This window comes from Chitinophaga niastensis (assembly GCF_003014755.1).
GTDB classification, from domain to species: Bacteria; Bacteroidota; Bacteroidia; order Chitinophagales; family Chitinophagaceae; genus Chitinophaga; species Chitinophaga niastensis.
Map to the genome: position 1 here is coordinate 43,193 of NZ_PYAW01000002.1, position 18,787 is coordinate 61,979.

Genomic DNA, 18,787 nt, shown 5'->3' on the forward strand with positions numbered 1-18,787 from the left:
CCAAACGATGTGTAAATAAAAATATTAGTATCTGTTTGGAGTGCAACATACACAATGGAAGCTTTATGCAAGGACCGTTTTTCTAAGCGGTCCCAATTGTAAAACACCAATGTGCGTGACTAGTCAGGCATATTGTTTATATATAAAAATTGTAAACGCCATATGTTAAATCGCTCGGTGTAAATACTGGTAAAACAGTTGATACGCTGGTTGATTGAGAATCCAGGGACCGTTTTTCCAGACAGTCCCCTTTATACAGGAAATCAAGACTGAAGTAACAGTCTTCAACATAGAGCAGTTATTTTTTCATAGGTACAATTTGACTTGGGAAAGAAAGGAACCGTTTTTTTAAACGGTTCCGATTTTAAAATCTTTTTCTGTAAGCGGAAGAACTTAGGAAAAGTAGAATGACAAAACAACAGATTAGCGGAGCTGCTTTTCAAGGCGGCTCCTTATTCAAAGAAAATAATGGGCAGGTTTACCTGTGTGACAGAGGTAACCTGCTGCTATATATACGATATGATTTAAGGTGGACGAATAATGTTGATTTAGCGGGGCTGCTTGTCGAAGCGGCCCAATACCTTATGGCCCCATTGTTTCAGGCCATATTATTTTATCTCCGGAGGAGGAGAAATTGAAAGATTTGGAGATACCTTTGTTAGTAGTGCTATCTCCGGAAGCATTCCTCCAGGCAATGTTGCCTTTATCAATAAATCCCTTGATCATGCAATATCACCTACTCGGAAAATCAACACTCTCCATCAGTGAAATAGGCTTTGGCTGCATGTCGCTCCGTAATGACGATGTTGATAATGCCCGGCTCATTCATCATGCGCTTAACAACGGCATCAATTTCTTTGATACGGCAGATTTGTATGAACACGGGCAAAATGAAATAACTGTTGGCCGCGCTTTGCAGGGGAAAAGACAATCCGTGATCATTGCTACCAAAGTAGGTAATCAATGGAAAGAAAATGGTAGCGGATGGGATTGGAACCCCGGTAAAAAGTACATACTTGCGGCAGTAGAGGATAGCCTGAAACGTTTGCAGACAGATTATATAGATCTCTATCAATTACATGGCGGCACTATCCATGATCCGATAGATGATACCATTGCCGCTTTTGAAACCTTGCAGCAGCAAGGGAAAATAAGGTATTATGGTATTTCTTCTATCCGTCCCAATGTTATCCGTGCCTATGTACAGCGTTCAAACATAGTAAGTGTGATGATGCAGTATAGTTTGCTGGACCGCCGGCCGGAAGAGACGTGTTTTTCACTATTGCAGCAAAACAATATCGGTGTACTGGCACGTGGAAGTATAGCCAGAGGATTGCTGGTAAATAAGCCTGCTATTCCCTATCTGAATTACGATGCCGGAGACGTGGCAGCTGCCGCAGCGGCTATAAATAAGTTAGCTGGCCCTGAAAGAGATGCGGCGCAAACAGCCCTCTGCTTTGTATTACAGCAGCCCGCTGTTAGCAGTGCTATAGTTGGTATACGAACCATGGCTCAGCTGGAAGACGCGCTCAAAGCTGTACAGGCTCCTGTATTAAAACGGGTGGAAATACAACAACTGCAACAGGCTTTACCGGTAAACACCTATGAGGAACACCGGTAGCCACAGCGCAGGCATATGTGTTATTATTGTACCGCATTTAAAAGCCCGTTTATGAAGAAATTAAAAATTGGCATGTTGCTGTTCCCGGAGCTGACTATCCTTGATTTTACAGGCCCCTATGATGTGTTTATCCGGGCATCCTGCTTTGAAGTCATCATCCTGGGAGAAAGTACGCTGCCATTCAGGGCGGAAGGTGGACTCATGGTGCAACCCGATATGGCGATAAAAGATTGTCCGCAGCTGGACATTATTTTTGTGCCGGGTGGTCGTGGTATAAATGCCTTGCTTACCAATGAACTCGTTTTGCAATTCCTGCGGAAGCAGGCTATTCATGCAAAATATATTACTTCAGTTTGTACCGGCGCACTGGTATTAGCCGCTGCCGGATTATTACATGGATTTAAGGCTACTACACACTGGCGATCGCTGGAATTGTTAAGAATGTTTGGTGTGGAAACAGTGGAAGAGCGCGTGGTAAGAGATCGTAACCGCATTACCGGCGGTGGTATTACAGCCGGTATTGATTTCGGATTGGTATTAACTGCATTAATTGGTGGTGAAGAGGTGGCCAAAATGATCCAGCTACAGCTGGAATATGACCCTGCGCCTCCTTTCCGGGCCGGCTCCCCACATACGGCAGGTACACCGGTACTGCAAAAAACGAAAGAATTAACCCAGCATATATTGGAAACAAGAAAGAAAATTATCAGGCAATTACTGCAGGATCAGGCTTCACCCTCGCCGGTGCAACCCTGATAGCACGAATTTCCCGTAAGCTGATCATCCTGTTCAGTTCAGGTTCCCATACTTTCAGCCGGAAACAGGCACGTACATCCCGGAAACCCAGGGTAGTTGTTTTGGCGCCCTGTAGTACAGGAATGTGTTCCATCACTTCCGGCAAACGATAAAAAGGAATGCGGGCATTCAGGTGATGGATATGATGGTAGCCGATATTGGCGGTAAACCAGGCCATTACAGGATTCATCACCATATAGCTGGAAGAAAGCAATGCAGCTTTATCATAACACCATTCCTTGTTCACATTAAAAGTAACGCCAGGAAAATTGTGCTGCGCATAAAAGAGATAAGCGCCCAGACCACAGGCAATCGTAAAAGGAATAACAATAAACAGGAGCCAGCTATGCCAGCCCAGGAAATAACATATGGCTGCGCTACCACCTATGTGAATGATTAACGCCAGCAAGGAATCCAGGTGCTTACGCGGGTTGCTCAGGAACGACTGTACACACATGCCAATCATGAACATAGATAAATAGCCGGCCGCTATAGTGGCAGGGTGGCGACTAAAAAGATAGCTGCGTCTTTCAGCAGGTGTGATCGCTTCATACTTCTTACGGGTAATAATAGGGTATGAGCCGATGCTGGCACTGAAAAGTTTTGAATTATGTTTATGGTGGTAATCATGCGAGCGTTTCCAGATGCTGGTAGGCGCCAGTACATAAATACCAAAAACAGTCATGATGATTTCCGCTATAATCGACTTATGTAAAATAGCATGGTGCTGATGGTCATGATAAATGACAAACATCCGTACAATCAGTAATCCTGAAAGAACACTGCAAATTATATTCAATGTATAAGGCAGCAACAGTGTGCCTGCTAATGATAAAATCAACAGGGATAATGTAGACAATGTATACAGCCAGCTTTTCGCTCTCACTTCGCAAGCATATGGCTTGGTAGCCAATATTAGTTCTTTACCTTTCAGCATAGTTGTAGGATCTGATCGAAAAATTGTTTTTTAATTAAATGAGGGCAGTACGTTTATGTTTCCATCTCTTATGTGACCACAGCCAGGTAGCGGGCTGGGCAACAATATCTTCTTCCAGTTTTCGCGTGTGTGCTATGGTGATAGCTCCGTCTTTTTCACCTGACGGTGTAGCGGTCAGCATTTCTGCCACTACAGTATAATACCCTCTTTTTTCACGTTGCACTGTCACATATACTACCGGGTAGTTCATTTTCTGTGCTATTTTTTCAGTTCCCTTAAAAACCGGCGTCTCCTGGTTTAAAAAGGTAAGCCACTGTGCTGTTTTAGGCTGCGGTGCCTGGTCAGCAATAAATGCGGTGGCATTTACTTCGTTCCGGTTTTGTACCATGTCGCGGAATGTGTCCTGCATGGCAATCAGTTTGGTGCCAAAGCGGGTACGCATGCCGTACATCAGACCGTTAAAATGTTTGTTAGCCAACGGATGATAGATCACATATAATTGTTGGCGACATAAAATGCTGAAGGTATTACCCGCCCATTCCCAGTTGCCTTTGTGCCCCATTACCAGTACCGCGCTCTTTTTTTCTTCTTCGAGCTTGTTAAACAAGGCCACTGTTGCTGGCGTAAAACTGCAATGCTTTACCATAGCGCTTTTGCTGATGGTGAGCGTTTTGAAAGTTTCCAGAAAAAGATCACACAGATAATGATAAAAATCCTTGCAGATACGCTGGATTTCTGCTTCACTTTTGTCAGGGAAAGAATTCCGGAGATTTTGAAGCACTACTTTTTTACGGTAGCCCATCACATAATATAAAAGCACATATACTGCATCAGATACTAAATACAACACGCGAAAAGGTAATAACGAGAGCGCGTATATCAGTGGTAACAGTAAATAGTAGGCAATTGCAGACAATGTGGCACAGGTTTTTGATACTTCGAAAAGTATTATTGAAAACGTAAATATATGCCTTAATGAACACTTTTCATAGCATCTATTATGAAAAAAACGAGGGATCGGTTCATTTAGTATCTTTATCTGGTAGTCTTGTGTAAACTTTAACAGCTGTCCATGAAGACCAATCCGCTTTTTATAAGATTTTACTGCCTGCTGGCAATGATTTGCGGCTGCACCTATTGCGCGCGTAATCCCTATGCCAGCACGAATAAGGTGTACCGGCAGGAAGCTAAGTCCTATGCAAAAGTGTTGCGTCAGCAACCCGGTATATTGTCCGGTGCAAATGGCGCAATCCCCGCCGAATGGGTGGGTACGGTTAATTTCAACATGCGTAAACCCAACCTGGTAATTATTCATCATACCGCTCAGAATTCATGTGAACAAACGCTTAAAACGTTTACCATGGAGAAAACCCAGGTAAGCGCGCATTATGTGATATGCCGCAATGGCGCTATTCATCATATGCTCAATGACTATCTCCGTGCCTGGCACGGTGGAGCTGCCAAATGGGGCAGTCTCACAGATATTAATTCTTCTTCCATTGGTATTGAGCTGGACAACAACGGCCATGAACCTTTTGATAGTACACAGATCAATAGCCTCCTTGTTTTACTGGATACCCTGCAGCATCGGTATAATATACCTGCGGCCAATTTCATTGGTCATGGCGACATAGCTCCCGGCAGAAAGGTAGATCCCAGCGCCTTTTTTCCATGGCATCAGCTGGCACAGAAAGGGTTTGGGCTTTGGTATACCGACACCACTGCCACTACTGTTCCCGAATCGTTTAACAAACTGTTGGCGCTCCGTATCATTGGTTATGATATCAAAGACAGCACAGCCGCTATGGAAGCTTTTAAACGCCATTTTATTCCGCAGGATTCCCTCACCGGTATGACAGATGCCGATAAAAAAGTACTGTTCAATTTGCAGCAGCAATATCAATGACCTGTTAGGAAGACACGCAACTTTACTTTTACCCCTACGTGATCACATAGTTTATTTTGTGGTGTGAGATAAATATGTTATTTTAATAATGAGTTAGACAGATAGAAAACCAAAATTTAAGCGATCACTTTTCGGACTTGTTATATACCTATTCTCCAATGTTGCCATAATTTCTCTTACCATGAAGCGTACACACCAATTCCCGTTTCTGCTATCGGCAGCCTGCTGCCTGTTGCTGTTCATTTCCCAACAAACTGTTGCCGCCAACCGCCCCGTTATCTTACCTGTAACTGATTCTACCTGCCTCGTTAAAACAGAAGTCAGCTATGATTTTCCTGATAACATGCATAAAAAGGTCTTTGATGTTATTGAAGATAAACTGGCCGGCGGCATCGAAGAAGGTGGCAAAACCACCTGGGAAAATTCACCCGATGCACCCGAGTATTACCAGGTAGTGCTCAGGAAAGCAAAAGTCACCATTAAGTACAAGGGAACTGTTTGCCAGGACAGACTTATATGGGAAAATATTGAATCCTGCAAAGCAGCGCTGAAAAAATTGCTGGATAAATAATGCGTCGCTAAAAGGCGATCTGCCAAGGGCGTTTTTTTTATTATATCGTTTTCCCCCCGGCCAGCACCAGGGGGAAACGATATACAAGCCCAATGGGCAGTGTAACGTATTTCCTGACATATTTCCTTAATCATCTATCATCTGGCCCGTAGGGCCAATATATCAGTAGCCTATAAATTTTCTGCCCATCCCGTCCTCTCTTTCATTATACCCAACAATTCTATTTAGTCTATAAATTTTGTAGATTAATAATTGTGTATTATTTTTGCCCCCGACGTCACAAATTGTACACCACTACAACCATGCAATGCCAAACCAAAATAAGGTGTAACGGAATAGCGATTCCCGGCATGACCTATATCAACAAATAAACTAACAACGAAACATGAAATACGCAAAAAGGCTCTTATGCCTGCTGCCCGGCTTATTGTGGCTGCAGCAAAGTATTGCCCAGGAAATACGCGTGAATGGGGTGGTGACCTCCCGTACAGATGCACAGCGGGTGCCTGGCGCTATCATACAGGTGAAGGGAACCGGACACGGCACACAATCTGATGCGGATGGAAAATATACGATCAACGCAAATCTGCGCGATACGCTGCAATTCTCTTTTCTTGGCTTCCAGACAGCATTTGTAGTAGTTAGCAATAATCGCATTATCAATGTTTCGCTCGAAAATAGTGATAGCAAACTGCAGGAAGTGGTGGTAACTGCACTGGGCATCTCCCGTGAAAAAAAATCACTTGGATATGCTATGCAGGAATTGAAATCAAAAGATTTTTCTGAAGCAAAAGAAACCAACCTCGTAAATGCATTGTCCGGAAAGATAGCAGGGGTGCAGGTTACCAACAGTCAGGGTAATCTTGGGTCTTCCCGCATCGTTATTCGTGGAGAAACTTCTATTGCCGGTAATAACCAGCCATTATTTGTATTGGATGGTGTACCGGTAGATAACAGTCAACTCGGTATAGGCACCGGCCGCGATTTTGCAAATGCCATCTCTGATATCAATCCTGATGATGTGGCTTCCATCAGTGTACTGAAAGGCCCTAATGCTGCAGCGTTGTACGGTTCCCGTGCTTCTAACGGTGTTATTCTCATCAAAACAAAAACAGGAAAAGATACCAACGGCGGTATAGGCGTTACCGTTACTTCCGGTGCTACTTTCGATAAATTATTGATCCTGCCGGATTTTCAGAATTCATACGGACAAGGAAACGGCGGACAATTCTCCTATAAAGATGGTAAAGGCGGTGGTATTAATGATGGTGTAGATGAAAGCTGGGGTCCGAAACTGGACGGCAGGCTCATTCCACAGTTCTTCTCAAACGGCCAGCTGGCACCATTTGTAGCGCATCCCAATAACGTGAAAGATTTTTACGTGACTGGCTATACGCTGAATAATGGTTTATCTGTAGGCGGTACCAACGAAAAACTCGATTATCGTTTCTCTTATAATAATACCAAACAGGCAGGTATCTTACCTAATACAGGTATTACCCGTAATACATTTACTGCCAGCAATACTTTTCGTATCACACCAAAGCTTACGCTCAGTACCTATGCGGATTACGTGCGCAGTGCGGCAGATAACCTGCCAGGTGTTGATGGCAGACGTGGTAACAGCGTTACCCTGCAGTTCATCTGGTTTGGCCGTCAGGTAGATGTAAGCCAGCTGAAGAATTATAAAAATGCAGACGGAACAGATTATAACTGGAACCATAGCTACTATAGCAACCCTTACTGGATACAGAATGAAAATACCGTAGGCATGCTGCGTAACCGTTTCCTCGGTAATGCAAGACTCTCTTACCAGGTGCTGGACTGGCTTTCCGCCAATCTGCGTATAGGGACGGATTACTACCAGGACAGACGTAAATATAAAGTGGCTTACTACACCAACGGTACTCCTTTTGGTTCTTATACTGAAGATGCTTACACCGTAGGCGAAACAAATGGTGAATTCACCCTCAATGCAAAGAAGAAACTGGGTAGCGATTTTAGCCTGGATGCCTTGATAGGTGGAAATTTACGCACCAATCAGTTTGAACAAAATTATCAGCAGGCGCCTAAACTGGCCGTGAGAGATGTATACACGCTGAATAACTCGCGCGATCCGCTCATCTCTACCAGTTTACTCACCAAACAAAAAGTATATAGCGGATTTGCTTCTGCACAAGTGGGCTTCCGTAATTATGCTTTTGTGAACTTAACTGCACGCAACGATTGGTCGTCTACATTGCCCGCTGGTAGCAACTCTTATTTCTATCCTTCTGTAAATGGAAGTTTGGTGCTGTCAGAAGCATTGCATATTCAAAGCAAAACAATCACCCTGCTGAAAGTACGTGGTGGCTGGGCGCAGGTAGGTAAAGATACTGATCCATATCAGCTCGTAAATACCTATCCGTTTAACCAACCGTTTGGAGCACTGCCACAGCTGACTGTATCAGATAAGTTTTTGAAGAAAGATCTGAAACCGGAAATCACTACTTCTACAGAGGTAGGTGTGGAAGCAGGGTTCTTTGATAACCGCGCCAGACTGGATGTTACCTACTATAACTCCAATAGCCGCAACCAGATCTTACTGGCAGATGTAAGTCCTACTACCGGTTATCTGAAGAAACTGCTGAATGCAGGTGAGATCAATAATCATGGAATAGAAGTAATGCTGGGACTAACGCCTGTGACTACACGCTCAGGATTTCGTTGGGATGTAAATATCAACTATGCACGTAATGTTAGTAAAGTAATAGAGCTGGATAAAGAAGGCTTTTTGAATGATTATGTACTCGGCAGTTCCGGTAATATCCAGGTGCTTGCCAGCAAGGGGAAACAGTATGGTGCTTTATATGGTAAAGCTTATCTGCGTGATGATCAGAACAGAATTGTAGTGAATGCAGACGGTACACCTGGCATCGATCCTAATAAAAAAGTATTGGGTTATTACACACCCAAATGGACAGGCGGTATCAACAACAACTTCTCCTTCAAAGGCTTTAACGTGAGCTTCCTGATAGATACCAAACAAGGTGGTTCCATCTGGTCTGGTACCAATGCAACGGGTATGGGTACCGGCGTATTGGCGGCTACTATGCCTGGTCGTGATGCAGAACACGGTGGCTTACCTTATTACAACGACGGTACTAAAAATGTACAGTTGCCTGATAACAACGCTACTGCACCTAACGGCGCACCCGCAAAACATGACGGGATGATCTTTGACGGCTACACTGCAGACGGTAAAAAGAACACGACTGTTATTTCAGCGCAAAACTATTACAAGGCTGTGTATAGCAGCAACCTGAATGAAAGTGCCGTATACGACGCTTCTTTCGTCAAACTGCGTGAAATAAAACTGGGTTATACATTGCCTAAATCTCTCATCAGTAAATGGAAATTACAAGCCGTGAACATTGCACTGGTAGCCAGAAACCTGGGTTATCTGCATAAGAATACGCCGAATATAGATCCTGAAACTGCGTTCAATACCGGTAACGGCCAGGGACTGGAAACCCTCCAGATACCTACTACGCGCAGCTATGGCTTTAACCTGAATGTTTCATTTTAATTATTGACCGGACATGAAAAAGTTGCTGATACCTTTCTATATATTATTTACCACCGCACTGCTGGCAGGTTGCCAGAAAGACCTGGAGCGCGTAAATAAAAATCCCAATGAACCAACCACGATACAACCGGATTATTTGTTGACCAATGGCATCAAATCCAATGTGGATACATATTGGGGACCGGATGCCAGTATGGAAACTTCTATCCTGTATGTACAGTACTGGGCTAAAATCCAGTATCCTGATCCTGACCGTTACATTCCGGCAGCTACCAACATACAAAATGTATGGAGTAATTTTTATGCACAGGGAGTAGAGGATTTTACAACCCTGGCGCAGCTGGGCGACAGTTTGCATAACCCTAACTATAAAGCAGTAGCGGTTATCATGCGTTCCTGGATTTTCCAGGTGCTCACGGATCTGTATGGTGATGTGCCTTACACACAATCTGCTAATATCGAAAAATACCTCACACCTAAATATGATAGTCAGCGTGTAGTTTATAACGGTATACTGACAGAATTAAAAGGAGCCGTAAAACTGATCAGCGAAACAGATAATGGTATCCAGGGGGATCCTTTGCTGAATGGTAACATGCGCAACTGGAAAAAATTTGCCAATGGCCTGCGCCTGCGCATCGCATTGCGTATAGCAGACCGTGATTACGCTGCAGCCAAAGCTGTATTTGATGACGTGGCTGCTGAAGGGAATGTTTTATTAACCGCCAATGATGGTGATGTAAAACTGCTTTATCAGTCTTCCCCTAATCAGAATCCGGTAGGAAGAAATCGCGAAACGCGTAATGATTACCGTATCAGCAAAACAATTGTAGATAAGCTGAAGGCATTGAACGACCCACGGTTAAGCATATACGCAGCGCAACCAAAAGATACTAATATTATTATCGGCGTTACCAATGGTTTAACCCCGGATTCTGCATCCAGGCTGGGTTTTACCAAAACAGCTGATGCCGGCACTGTTTTCACTGCTACACAGGCGCCTGCTTATTTATTTACCTATGCAGAGCAATTGTTTATCCTGTCTGAAGCAGCGCAGCGTAACCTGATCAGCGGTGATGCGGCTGGTTTATATAAACAGGCTATCACGGCTTCTTTCAAGCAATACGGTGTTGTGGGCCTGGTAGTAGATGCCTACCTTGCGCAGCCTGCTGTTGCATATGATGTTACTAACTACAAAAAATCTATTGGTGAGCAGAAATGGCTGGCCCTCTTTGGTGAAGGATTGGAAGCATTTGCAGAATGGAGAAGACTGGATTATCCACAGTTGAAGCCTGCTTACACTGGTGTGTTAAACGGCAAAATGCCGGTGCGTTTACCTTATCCTTCCAGCGAACAGGCCTTGAACGGAACTAATTATAAAGCAGCTGTAGCCAATCAGGGACCGGATTTGCTGACTACAAAGGTGTGGTTTGATGTGTATTAAATTGTCTTTCTCCCGATTAGGCTGATTATACTGATTACCTGATTTTATTATACTGATTAAGAAAGATTTAAAAAGATTAGCGAAGATCGAAGAGGTTATATCCGCTTTGATCTTCGCTAATCTTTTTAAATCAAAAAAAATAAAATCAGGTAATCAGTATAATCAGCCTAATCGGGAGAAAGACAATTTCGCACTAACGTTGAGTATAATTATTTCTTCGGAAGATTATTTGCATGATACCGCATGATCTCAATTCCTGCTTCTATCACAGGTCCCAGCCCGTGAAAGTCATTCAACGCTGTTGGGCGGTTATAATAAAAAGATAAATCTGCAGAAGTGTTAGTGCCGATACAAACATCTTTCAGTTGTCCGTCGTCCTGAATTTTTTCTTTCACTAATCCTTCCCAGCCGCGTTCTGCGATGGTGATGTAGCGCTTATCCAGCCAGCCTTCATTTACGGCGCGGGCGATGGAATATACAAACATGGCGGTGCAGGATGTTTCTGTGTAAGAATCGGTGCGATCAAGTACCTGGTGAAACAGGCCGCTGGCTGCCTGATATTTGGCAACGCCGAGTATTTGTTGGGTTAGGTCGGCAATTACTTCATTTCTGCCTGGATGATTGGCCGGTAAATTATTCAACAGTTGCACTTTGGCCAGCATGATCCAGCCGTTGGCGCGGCCCCAGTGTGCTACGCCCTGTCTTTTTAAATCTTCATAATAGTAGTGTACGTAGAGGTCTGCTTTTTCGTCCCAGAGGTAATGTGTAAAATGTTTTACCTGTGCTATGGCATCATCAAAATATTTATTGTCGCCAGACAATTTGCCCATGCGGGCCAGGAATGGAACACTCATGTACAGGTCATCGCCCCATAATGTCCATTTGTATGGGCCTGGTCTGCATAAGGTACCATCAGGAAGGCGTTCCTGTATCTTACTGATATGATTGGCCGCCTTATCAATATAGGCTTTGTAATCGGCTCTTTTTAGGGTGTTGTAAACATCGATTACACTGGCCCCCATAGAGCCGCAGTCGTCCAGTACTTTGGTGTTGATTAGCTGATTAAAAGGAAAGCCTTTGTATTTGGTACCATTTTTACTCAGGGCTTCAAAGTAGGGGTAGTTGTCAAAAGCAAAGGCAATGTGCTGTTTGGCAAAGTTGGTGTATTTCCCGTCTTTCAGATAATTCCCCAGATCTACCATGGCTACGTTTAATACGCCATTGGGATAATGCCATTCGCTCAGGTGGTCGGATATTTTAGCCTGCACACCTGCCGGGATCTCTTTGCTGGAGTTAAATGTTTGGTTGTTATCTCCTGTAAATTTAAAAGCAGCATGTGCTACTACATAATCTGCCACTCTTTTTACAACAGCGGCATCTGCTGAGTTGTCCTGTGCAATGCCGAGGCGGACCATGGCTAGTCCCAGGCATAGTAATATTAGCTTTTTCATATCCGTGGATTTATAGAAACAATATAATCTGCTTTTTTCATTTGTGCAAACGATTGCATAAATTTTAATTGACTATTTATATAAATTATTTTAATTATGTATTTAGTTTTGACGGAAAGTTTTAATTTAGTGCCACCCTTGGAAGCCATACGGTATGGGGTGTACGAAGAAGCTACATATCATGCATAGAGTTTTATTCTTGTTAGTAATGGTGGCGCTCACAGCCTGCCATCAAAACAAATCCTTACCTGCAGAACAGGAAAACGTAGCCGTGGCTGCGCCCTCAGAAAAAGTAAAACCATTAACAGAGGAAGACGATTCTCTGCCGGAGCCTCACCATGATATTGCGTGGGACCAGATAGAGGTATTCCATTTTTCACAAGCACTGATCAATAATAAAGTACCGCTGTTTACCAACAGACAACGTTTTGAAACAGCGCTGGGTGTAGCAGATAGCGTAAGGTCAACTGAAAATGAAGATATCTGCGGATCACAGTTTGATGAAGACTTCAGTTATTTTTATAAAGATGGTTCTACTTTCGAATTGTGTAAAGACTCCATTGCCTGTGAAGAATTTATATTAACAGCAGACCACTTTGTTACCTGTGATAAAATTACATTTAACCGCAACACTACCTGGGAAGATATGAAGAAGTTGTTCCCTAAAGCCGTAAGACAGGCGGAAAACGAAGGGAAAACAGATATGCTTACCCTGCGTGATTCCGATAGCCTGGAGAGCGCCAGCAGTGTTCAGCTATACTTTGAAAACGGTAAGCTGGTACGCATCGTTAACTTTATACCCTGCTGATAATAGCAGATAAACACGCAAATATACCACTTCCCCTCTGAGCCGTTCCAGTCTGGCAATACCAGCTTTGGGTTAAATAGCAGCTATGTCCTACAGATTGAACCGGACAATTTTCATATGATGATAATTTGTGCGGCTTACCATTTAACTTCTCCTCAGATATTTTGATGCAGGTGGCCAAATAGTGATTCCTTTCCTTATTTTTGATGCTAATGCTTTCTGAAGGGTTACATATGGAGGATGCGTGGTTAATGCTGCGGGCGGGTGATCAGGCCGCAATGCTGCTATTATATGATGAGCATTACATCGGGCTGTTTAACTATGGGGTAAAACTGACGGGCAGCCGGGAACGGGCTGCCGAATGCATTACACAGGTATTGATTGAGCTATGGGATAAGAGAGGCAGCTTGCCGGAAGTGGAAAATGTACGGGCTTACCTGCTCACTTGTATCCGCCGGAAATTGATGGCCGAAATAAAAGCTGATCGCCGCCGGGAATTACGCCATCATGTATTTGAAGCTTCACGGGAGCAAACAGAAATGGCTTACGAACAATTATTAATCTCTGCACAATCTGATAAGGCATTAAAACAACGACTGGAAAAGGCTTTGACGCAACTCGCCCCCCGGCAGCTGGAACTACTGCGCTTACGTTATTTTGAAGATAAAGGGTATGACGAAATAGCTACTATTTGTAATATAACCAAGCGCACCGCCTATAACAGCATCCATGATGCCATAAAAATTTTACGGACGGAATTACAGGTGGAGGGAGATGAAAACTCCGCTCTGTATAGCATTCCGCTGCTTGTATTATTAATGTTGACCATGCAATGAAAATTTTTTTTGATTTACGGTAGTAAAAGCCAACACCTGCTTTCTCTATAATTGAAAGACCAGCTTTTTTATGCCTGCTTTTCAGGATTACAACATGGAAGATTTTTTACAGGAGTCATCCTTCTGCCGCTATTGTGCCGGTACGGATGCGCGTGCAGTGGCATTTTGGGAAGCCTGGATAAAGGAACATCCTGCAAAGAAGCCGGCAGTGAAAGAAGCAAAGGAATTGTATTATATCCTGAATGGAAATATTACCGCTACCGGCTTTTTGCAGCAGCGGCAAAAATTTGAACAAACTTTTCAACAACATCTGCAGGGAGAGGAAGTTACCGCGATAGGTACACGCCATTTACCAATCCGTCGCTTCCTGGCCCGTGCAGCGCTCATAGCCCTGTTAATCAGCCTGGCTGGATATAGCGTGTATCAATTTACAAAGCGTACACCACATGCTGATTATAGCAGCCTTGCCGGCGAACGAAAATCCTTTCAGCTACCGGATGGCACCAGCGTAATGCTGAATGCCAACAGCCATATCACGGTAGCAAATGATTTTAATAAAGGTACCCGTGAAATAACATTGAGCGGAGAAGCATTTTTTGATGTAGCAGGGGCTGCCACCAAACCATTTATTGTACACACTACCCGTATGGATATACGCGTGTTGGGCACCGCCTTTAATGTGAAGGCCTATCCGCAGGATAAATCAGTAGAAACCGCTTTGATACGGGGTAAGGTAGAGGTAACCATTAAGGGAGCACACAGCAGAAAGATCATGCTGGCCCCTGCACAAAAGTTGGTCCTGCCTGAAATACATGCCAGTAAATCACTTCCGGCGGTAGCCACCATTGGAACATTGACCATAAATCCACGGGACAGCGTTGCTCTGGAAACTTCCTGGACCCGCAACCGCCTGGTGCTGAATGATATACCGCTGGGTGTTGCCGCCATTGAAATGGAAAGATGGTACGGCGTTAAAATTACTGTAGACACCAGCATTGCCAATAAATATAAATACACCGCCATCTTTGAAAAAGAAACAGTAGAACAGGCATTACAAGCGATGCAATTATCAGTGCCCTTTCATTACAGGAAAATTAACAATGAAATATTTATCAGCCAGTAAAAAAATGATCATGTAGAACTTATCAAGACCAACCAACAACCAACAATTAAAAAGGGAACGCCCGTGCGCTCCCAGGTAAAGTAAAGGAGACAGGGCTTTTGCCGGGCGCCTGTTTCCCATTATAGACTTCAACCAACTAAATGTATGAAAAAAAACAGTCCACGGGACGCACATGCTGTGCAGCCCGAGAGGAGCATCATTTGTCGTATTGTGAAGCTGGCCTTTCTCTTTTTGTTTGCATGTAGTATTCATGCTTCTGCTGTAGCGCTTACGCAAAACGCTCGTTTATCGCTTCACCTCAAAACAGTTCCGCTTACCAAAGTATTCAGTGCTATTGAGCAGCAAACCGATGTCCGGTTTGTATATAGCAGCAATATTATTCCATCGGATAAACGTGTAACCGTTGACGTTGATCATGTAACGGTAACGGACATACTGAAACAGGTATTACACGGTACCGGACTGGATTTTAGCAGTACCACAAATAATTTGATTGTAATCGGCCTGAAACAGGCCCCGCAAAAAAAAGACAGGATCATCAAAGGGAAAATTTTTGATGAAGCCCACAATCCTGTACCCGGCGTAAATGTAATGTTGAAAAATTTGCAGGCGGGCTGCAACACCAATGCAAATGGTGAGTTTACCCTGGCAGTTACAGAAGACAATCCTGTATTGCTTATCAGTTGCATGGGGTTCATGTCGAAAACATTTACCGTTGGTGAGCAGACTTATATAGAGATTATATTATCTCCTAATATTTCCTTGCTGCAACAGGTGGTGGTAACCGGTTATCAGACCATCGCCAAAGAAAGGAGTGCCGGATCTTTTACAAAAGTAGATGGTGCACAGATACAGCATAAATCCGGTAGCATGAATGTGGTAGATCGCCTGGAAGGCCTGGTACCAGGCTTTGCGGTGAACAATAGTGCCGGCGCGGATAAATTTCTGATCCGGGGCGTTTCCAGTGTGAATGCCAGCCGGCAGCCACTGTTTGTAGTGGATAATGTACCGATGTCTAACGATTATATTGCCAGCTTTGTTAACCCCAATGATGTTGAAAGTATTACATTTCTGAAAGATGCTACCGCTGCCTCTATTTGGGGCGCCAATGCGGCTAACGGTGTAGTAGTGATTACTACCAAAATGGGCAAAACACAACCCCGTCGTATAAAAGTGAACTATGATGGTTTTGTATCTTTTAAAGGATTACCGGATTACAGCTATCAGCATAAAATGAATTCGCCGCAATTTATTAATGCTGCCAAAGAAGTATTTAATCCTGCCGCATATCCATGGAAAACAGTGACAGCACCAGGACCGATTAATTCTGATCCTAAAGTATATCCGCATGAACAGGTGTTGTATGACTTAAACAATGGTATCATTAATCAGGCTACAGCCAATACCCGCCTGGATTCCCTCGCATCGCTCAATAACCGGGGTCAGATATATCAGTACTTACAGCAACCTGCATTGCTGACCAATCATAGCTTGTCATTTACCGGTGGCAGCCAGTTTCATTCCTATTATGGCTCAATAGCCTATACCAATCAGGAGAATAATAGCAAAGCATCATTGAATCGTTATATGCTGAATCTCCGCCAGGATTTCATCTTCAGCAAAAATGTAAAAGCAGATATTACTGTTAACGTATCTCAACAAAAAAGAGATACTTTCCAGATTCCTTCTCTTCCGGATCTTAATACCTATTTACCTTATGCAATGCTGGCTGATGCAGGTGGAAATCCTTTGTCACAGGCTGACCTGATGATGTATAAACCATACAGACAGGCAGCAGAACAGAAAAGTGGTCTGAATCTCGACTATTATCCTTTAAAGGAAAGTGGCTATACCAGTAAGAATGAAGCTACTACAGGTGCTGTAAGGGTAAATACCGGACTCAATATAAAATTATTAAAAGGACTGACCTACGATGGGCGTTTTCAATATCAGCAAATTAACAATAACGCCTATACGTTTTATGATCAGCAGTCATACCAAACGCGTTATGAACTGGTACATTTTACGCAGGCAGCTATTACTCCCGGCGGTAAACCAACATATTACCTACCGGAAACCGGTGGTCAATATCAGTCTTCCAATTCGCAGAATATCGCCTGGACAGTACGTAACCAGCTGATGTATGATAATGTTTTTAAACAGGATCACCAGCTCACTTTACTGGCAGGTACAGAAGTGCGTGGCGACAGAACCAGGCTATTCCGCTCTTTACGCCGTGGATTTGATTTTCAGACACAAACCTATAATGTATATGATGAAAAAACATTGCAGGTGGCCGGCGTAACAAAACCGGTAATTGGTAATAACAGTGCAACAAAAAGTACGTTATCCAGTTCTCCGGTAATAATAAACGAAATAGAAACGCGGTTTTTTTCTATGTATGCCAATGGTGCCTACACTTATAAACAGCGATATAATCTGAATGGTAGTATCCGCATGGACCAATCAAACCTTTTTGGTACTGAAAAAAGCCAGCAATACAAGCCCATCTGGTCTGTAGGAGCGGGCTGGCTCATTAGCAATGAAGCGTTCTTTGATGTGAAGCCTGTTAACCGCCTGAATCTGCGTCTTACCTATGGTCTTGGTGGAAATTCTCCCCAGCCCGGTTCCGGTAGTACAATGGATATTGTGCTGGCAGAAAGCAGCCCGTTATTCAATGGTATGGGTATAGGTTACCGGCCATTGTTACCTGGCAATAAAATGCTTTCCTGGGAGCGCACCAAAATGGTGAATGCAGGTATTGATTTTGATCTGTTTAAAAGCCGTATCAGTGGTGCTATAGATGTATACCAGAAAAAAACAGTAGACCTGCTTGGTTCCCAGCCACTGGACAGGACCGCCGGCTGGTACTATGGTTATGCCAATCTGGGCGATATGATAAATAAAGGAATAGATATTCAGATCAACAGCCGTAACATAGATCACGGGCGCTTTTCCTGGAATACATTATTTACCCTGGGTTATAATAAGAACAAGGTATTACAATTAAAAAGAACAAGTGCGCTTACATCATCTGATAAAGTCAATGTAGGATTTGTAGAAGGCTATCCCGCATATAGTTTCTTTGCTTACAAATGGGCCGGACTGGATGGTATGGGCGATCCACAGGTTACTACTGCGGATGGAAAGCTGGTGAAAAATACATCTGGTATTGTAGCAGCTGACCTTAATTATGCAGGTATATCCCAGCCTCAATGGTATGGTGGTATTACCAACACTTTCCGGTATAGGAATTTTGATTTGTCTTTCCTCGTTATTTACAACCTGGGTTATCAGATGCGCAGAGATGTGAATACCTTCTATTCCGGCAGGCTCACAGGAAATATCCCGGTTTCATTTGAAGACCGTTGGAAACAGCCGGGAGATGAAACCAAAACCAATATACCATCTTATGTACCGCTGTCTTCAGATAATATATCCCGCCGTTCCACCGACTTATACAAACAGGCAGATATTAACATCGTACGCGCGGATTACATGAAGCTACGCGATCTCACCCTCGCCTATAACCTGCCATCGCGGATTGTAGACCGTGCCTGGATGGAGAGTTGCCGCATTTATACCCAGTTAAATAATGTGATGTTATGGAAGATGAATAAAGATGGTATAGATCCGGAATATTTCAACCTGATGTACGGAACACGTAGTGCAGCGATGAAACCATTTTTTACAGTAGGCGTTAACGTTAGGTTTAAGTAATTTTTAA

General features: G+C 43.6%; 14 protein-coding genes. 10 read left to right on the forward strand and 4 right to left on the reverse strand.

What is annotated here, in order from left to right; translation table 11 throughout:
* Window positions 1–582: 582 nt before the first annotated feature.
* On the reverse strand, window positions 583–726 hold the full coding sequence (locus CLV51_RS29065) for a hypothetical protein (protein WP_158266959.1): 144 nt from the start codon (window positions 724–726) through the stop codon (window positions 583–585).
* Here CLV51_RS29065 and CLV51_RS08715 point away from each other — a divergent pair.
* A complete protein-coding gene (locus CLV51_RS08715) occupies window positions 725–1,621 on the forward strand; it encodes an aldo/keto reductase (protein ID WP_106527667.1) in 897 nt (298 codons plus the stop codon). The two genes, CLV51_RS29065 and CLV51_RS08715, sit on opposite strands and share 2 nt — an antisense overlap.
* A gap of 51 nt (window positions 1,622–1,672) precedes the next feature.
* Entirely contained in the window at window positions 1,673–2,377 is a 705-nt protein-coding gene (locus tag CLV51_RS08720) for a DJ-1/PfpI family protein (protein WP_106527668.1), read from the forward strand.
* Here the strand turns inward: CLV51_RS08720 and CLV51_RS08725 are convergent.
* Both CLV51_RS08725 and CLV51_RS08730 read right to left on the reverse strand, forming a co-directional pair.
* Window positions 2,328–3,353: a fatty acid desaturase family protein gene (locus CLV51_RS08725; RefSeq protein WP_106527669.1), complete on the reverse strand. Its 1,026-nt coding sequence runs from the start codon at window positions 3,351–3,353 to the stop codon at window positions 2,328–2,330. The two genes, CLV51_RS08720 and CLV51_RS08725, sit on opposite strands and share 50 nt — an antisense overlap.
* A 34-nt stretch (window positions 3,354–3,387) precedes the next feature.
* Complete coding sequence (locus tag CLV51_RS08730; RefSeq protein WP_106527670.1) at window positions 3,388–4,269, reverse strand: lysophospholipid acyltransferase family protein; 882 nt, start codon at window positions 4,267–4,269, stop codon at window positions 3,388–3,390.
* Window positions 4,270–4,425: 156 nt separating this feature from the next.
* Between CLV51_RS08730 and CLV51_RS08735 the strand changes: the two genes are divergently transcribed.
* From CLV51_RS08735 to CLV51_RS08750, 4 genes are all read left to right on the forward strand, one after another.
* Window positions 4,426–5,259 carry an N-acetylmuramoyl-L-alanine amidase gene (locus CLV51_RS08735; RefSeq protein WP_106527671.1) on the forward strand — a complete coding sequence of 278 codons (834 nt, stop codon included), beginning with the start codon at window positions 4,426–4,428 and terminating at the stop codon, window positions 5,257–5,259.
* A gap of 181 nt (window positions 5,260–5,440) precedes the next feature.
* Window positions 5,441–5,830, forward strand: a complete 390-nt coding sequence (locus CLV51_RS08740) for a hypothetical protein (protein WP_106527672.1) — start codon at window positions 5,441–5,443, stop codon at window positions 5,828–5,830.
* A gap of 385 nt (window positions 5,831–6,215) precedes the next feature.
* Window positions 6,216–9,398, forward strand: coding sequence for a SusC/RagA family TonB-linked outer membrane protein (locus tag CLV51_RS08745; RefSeq protein ID WP_106527673.1), 3,183 nt, complete (start codon window positions 6,216–6,218; stop codon window positions 9,396–9,398).
* A gap of 13 nt (window positions 9,399–9,411) precedes the next feature.
* On the forward strand, window positions 9,412–10,842 hold the full coding sequence (locus CLV51_RS08750) for a SusD/RagB family nutrient-binding outer membrane lipoprotein (protein WP_106527674.1): 1,431 nt from the start codon (window positions 9,412–9,414) through the stop codon (window positions 10,840–10,842).
* A gap of 209 nt (window positions 10,843–11,051) precedes the next feature.
* Here CLV51_RS08750 and CLV51_RS08755 read toward each other — a convergent pair whose 3' ends face one another.
* The gene (locus CLV51_RS08755; protein WP_106527675.1) at window positions 11,052–12,293 is read right to left on the reverse strand and encodes a glycoside hydrolase family 88/105 protein; all 1,242 of its coding nucleotides are present in this window, start codon (window positions 12,291–12,293) and stop codon (window positions 11,052–11,054) included.
* Window positions 12,294–12,474: 181 nt separating this feature from the next.
* Here CLV51_RS08755 and CLV51_RS08760 point away from each other — a divergent pair, with 181 nt between their 5' ends.
* From CLV51_RS08760 to CLV51_RS08775, 4 genes are all read left to right on the forward strand, one after another.
* Window positions 12,475–13,101 (forward strand): hypothetical protein, encoded by a 627-nt coding sequence (locus CLV51_RS08760; protein WP_146151253.1) that lies wholly within the window; start codon window positions 12,475–12,477, stop codon window positions 13,099–13,101.
* A 233-nt stretch (window positions 13,102–13,334) separates the two neighbouring features.
* The gene (locus CLV51_RS08765; RefSeq protein ID WP_158266960.1) at window positions 13,335–13,937 is read left to right on the forward strand and encodes an RNA polymerase sigma factor; all 603 of its coding nucleotides are present in this window, start codon (window positions 13,335–13,337) and stop codon (window positions 13,935–13,937) included.
* Window positions 13,938–14,007: 70 nt separating this feature from the next.
* Complete coding sequence (locus CLV51_RS08770; protein ID WP_106527678.1) at window positions 14,008–15,060, forward strand: FecR family protein; 1,053 nt, start codon at window positions 14,008–14,010, stop codon at window positions 15,058–15,060.
* A gap of 144 nt (window positions 15,061–15,204) precedes the next feature.
* Complete coding sequence (locus CLV51_RS08775; RefSeq protein ID WP_106527679.1) at window positions 15,205–18,780, forward strand: SusC/RagA family TonB-linked outer membrane protein; 3,576 nt, start codon at window positions 15,205–15,207, stop codon at window positions 18,778–18,780.
* The last annotated feature ends 7 nt before the right edge of the window (window positions 18,781–18,787 follow it).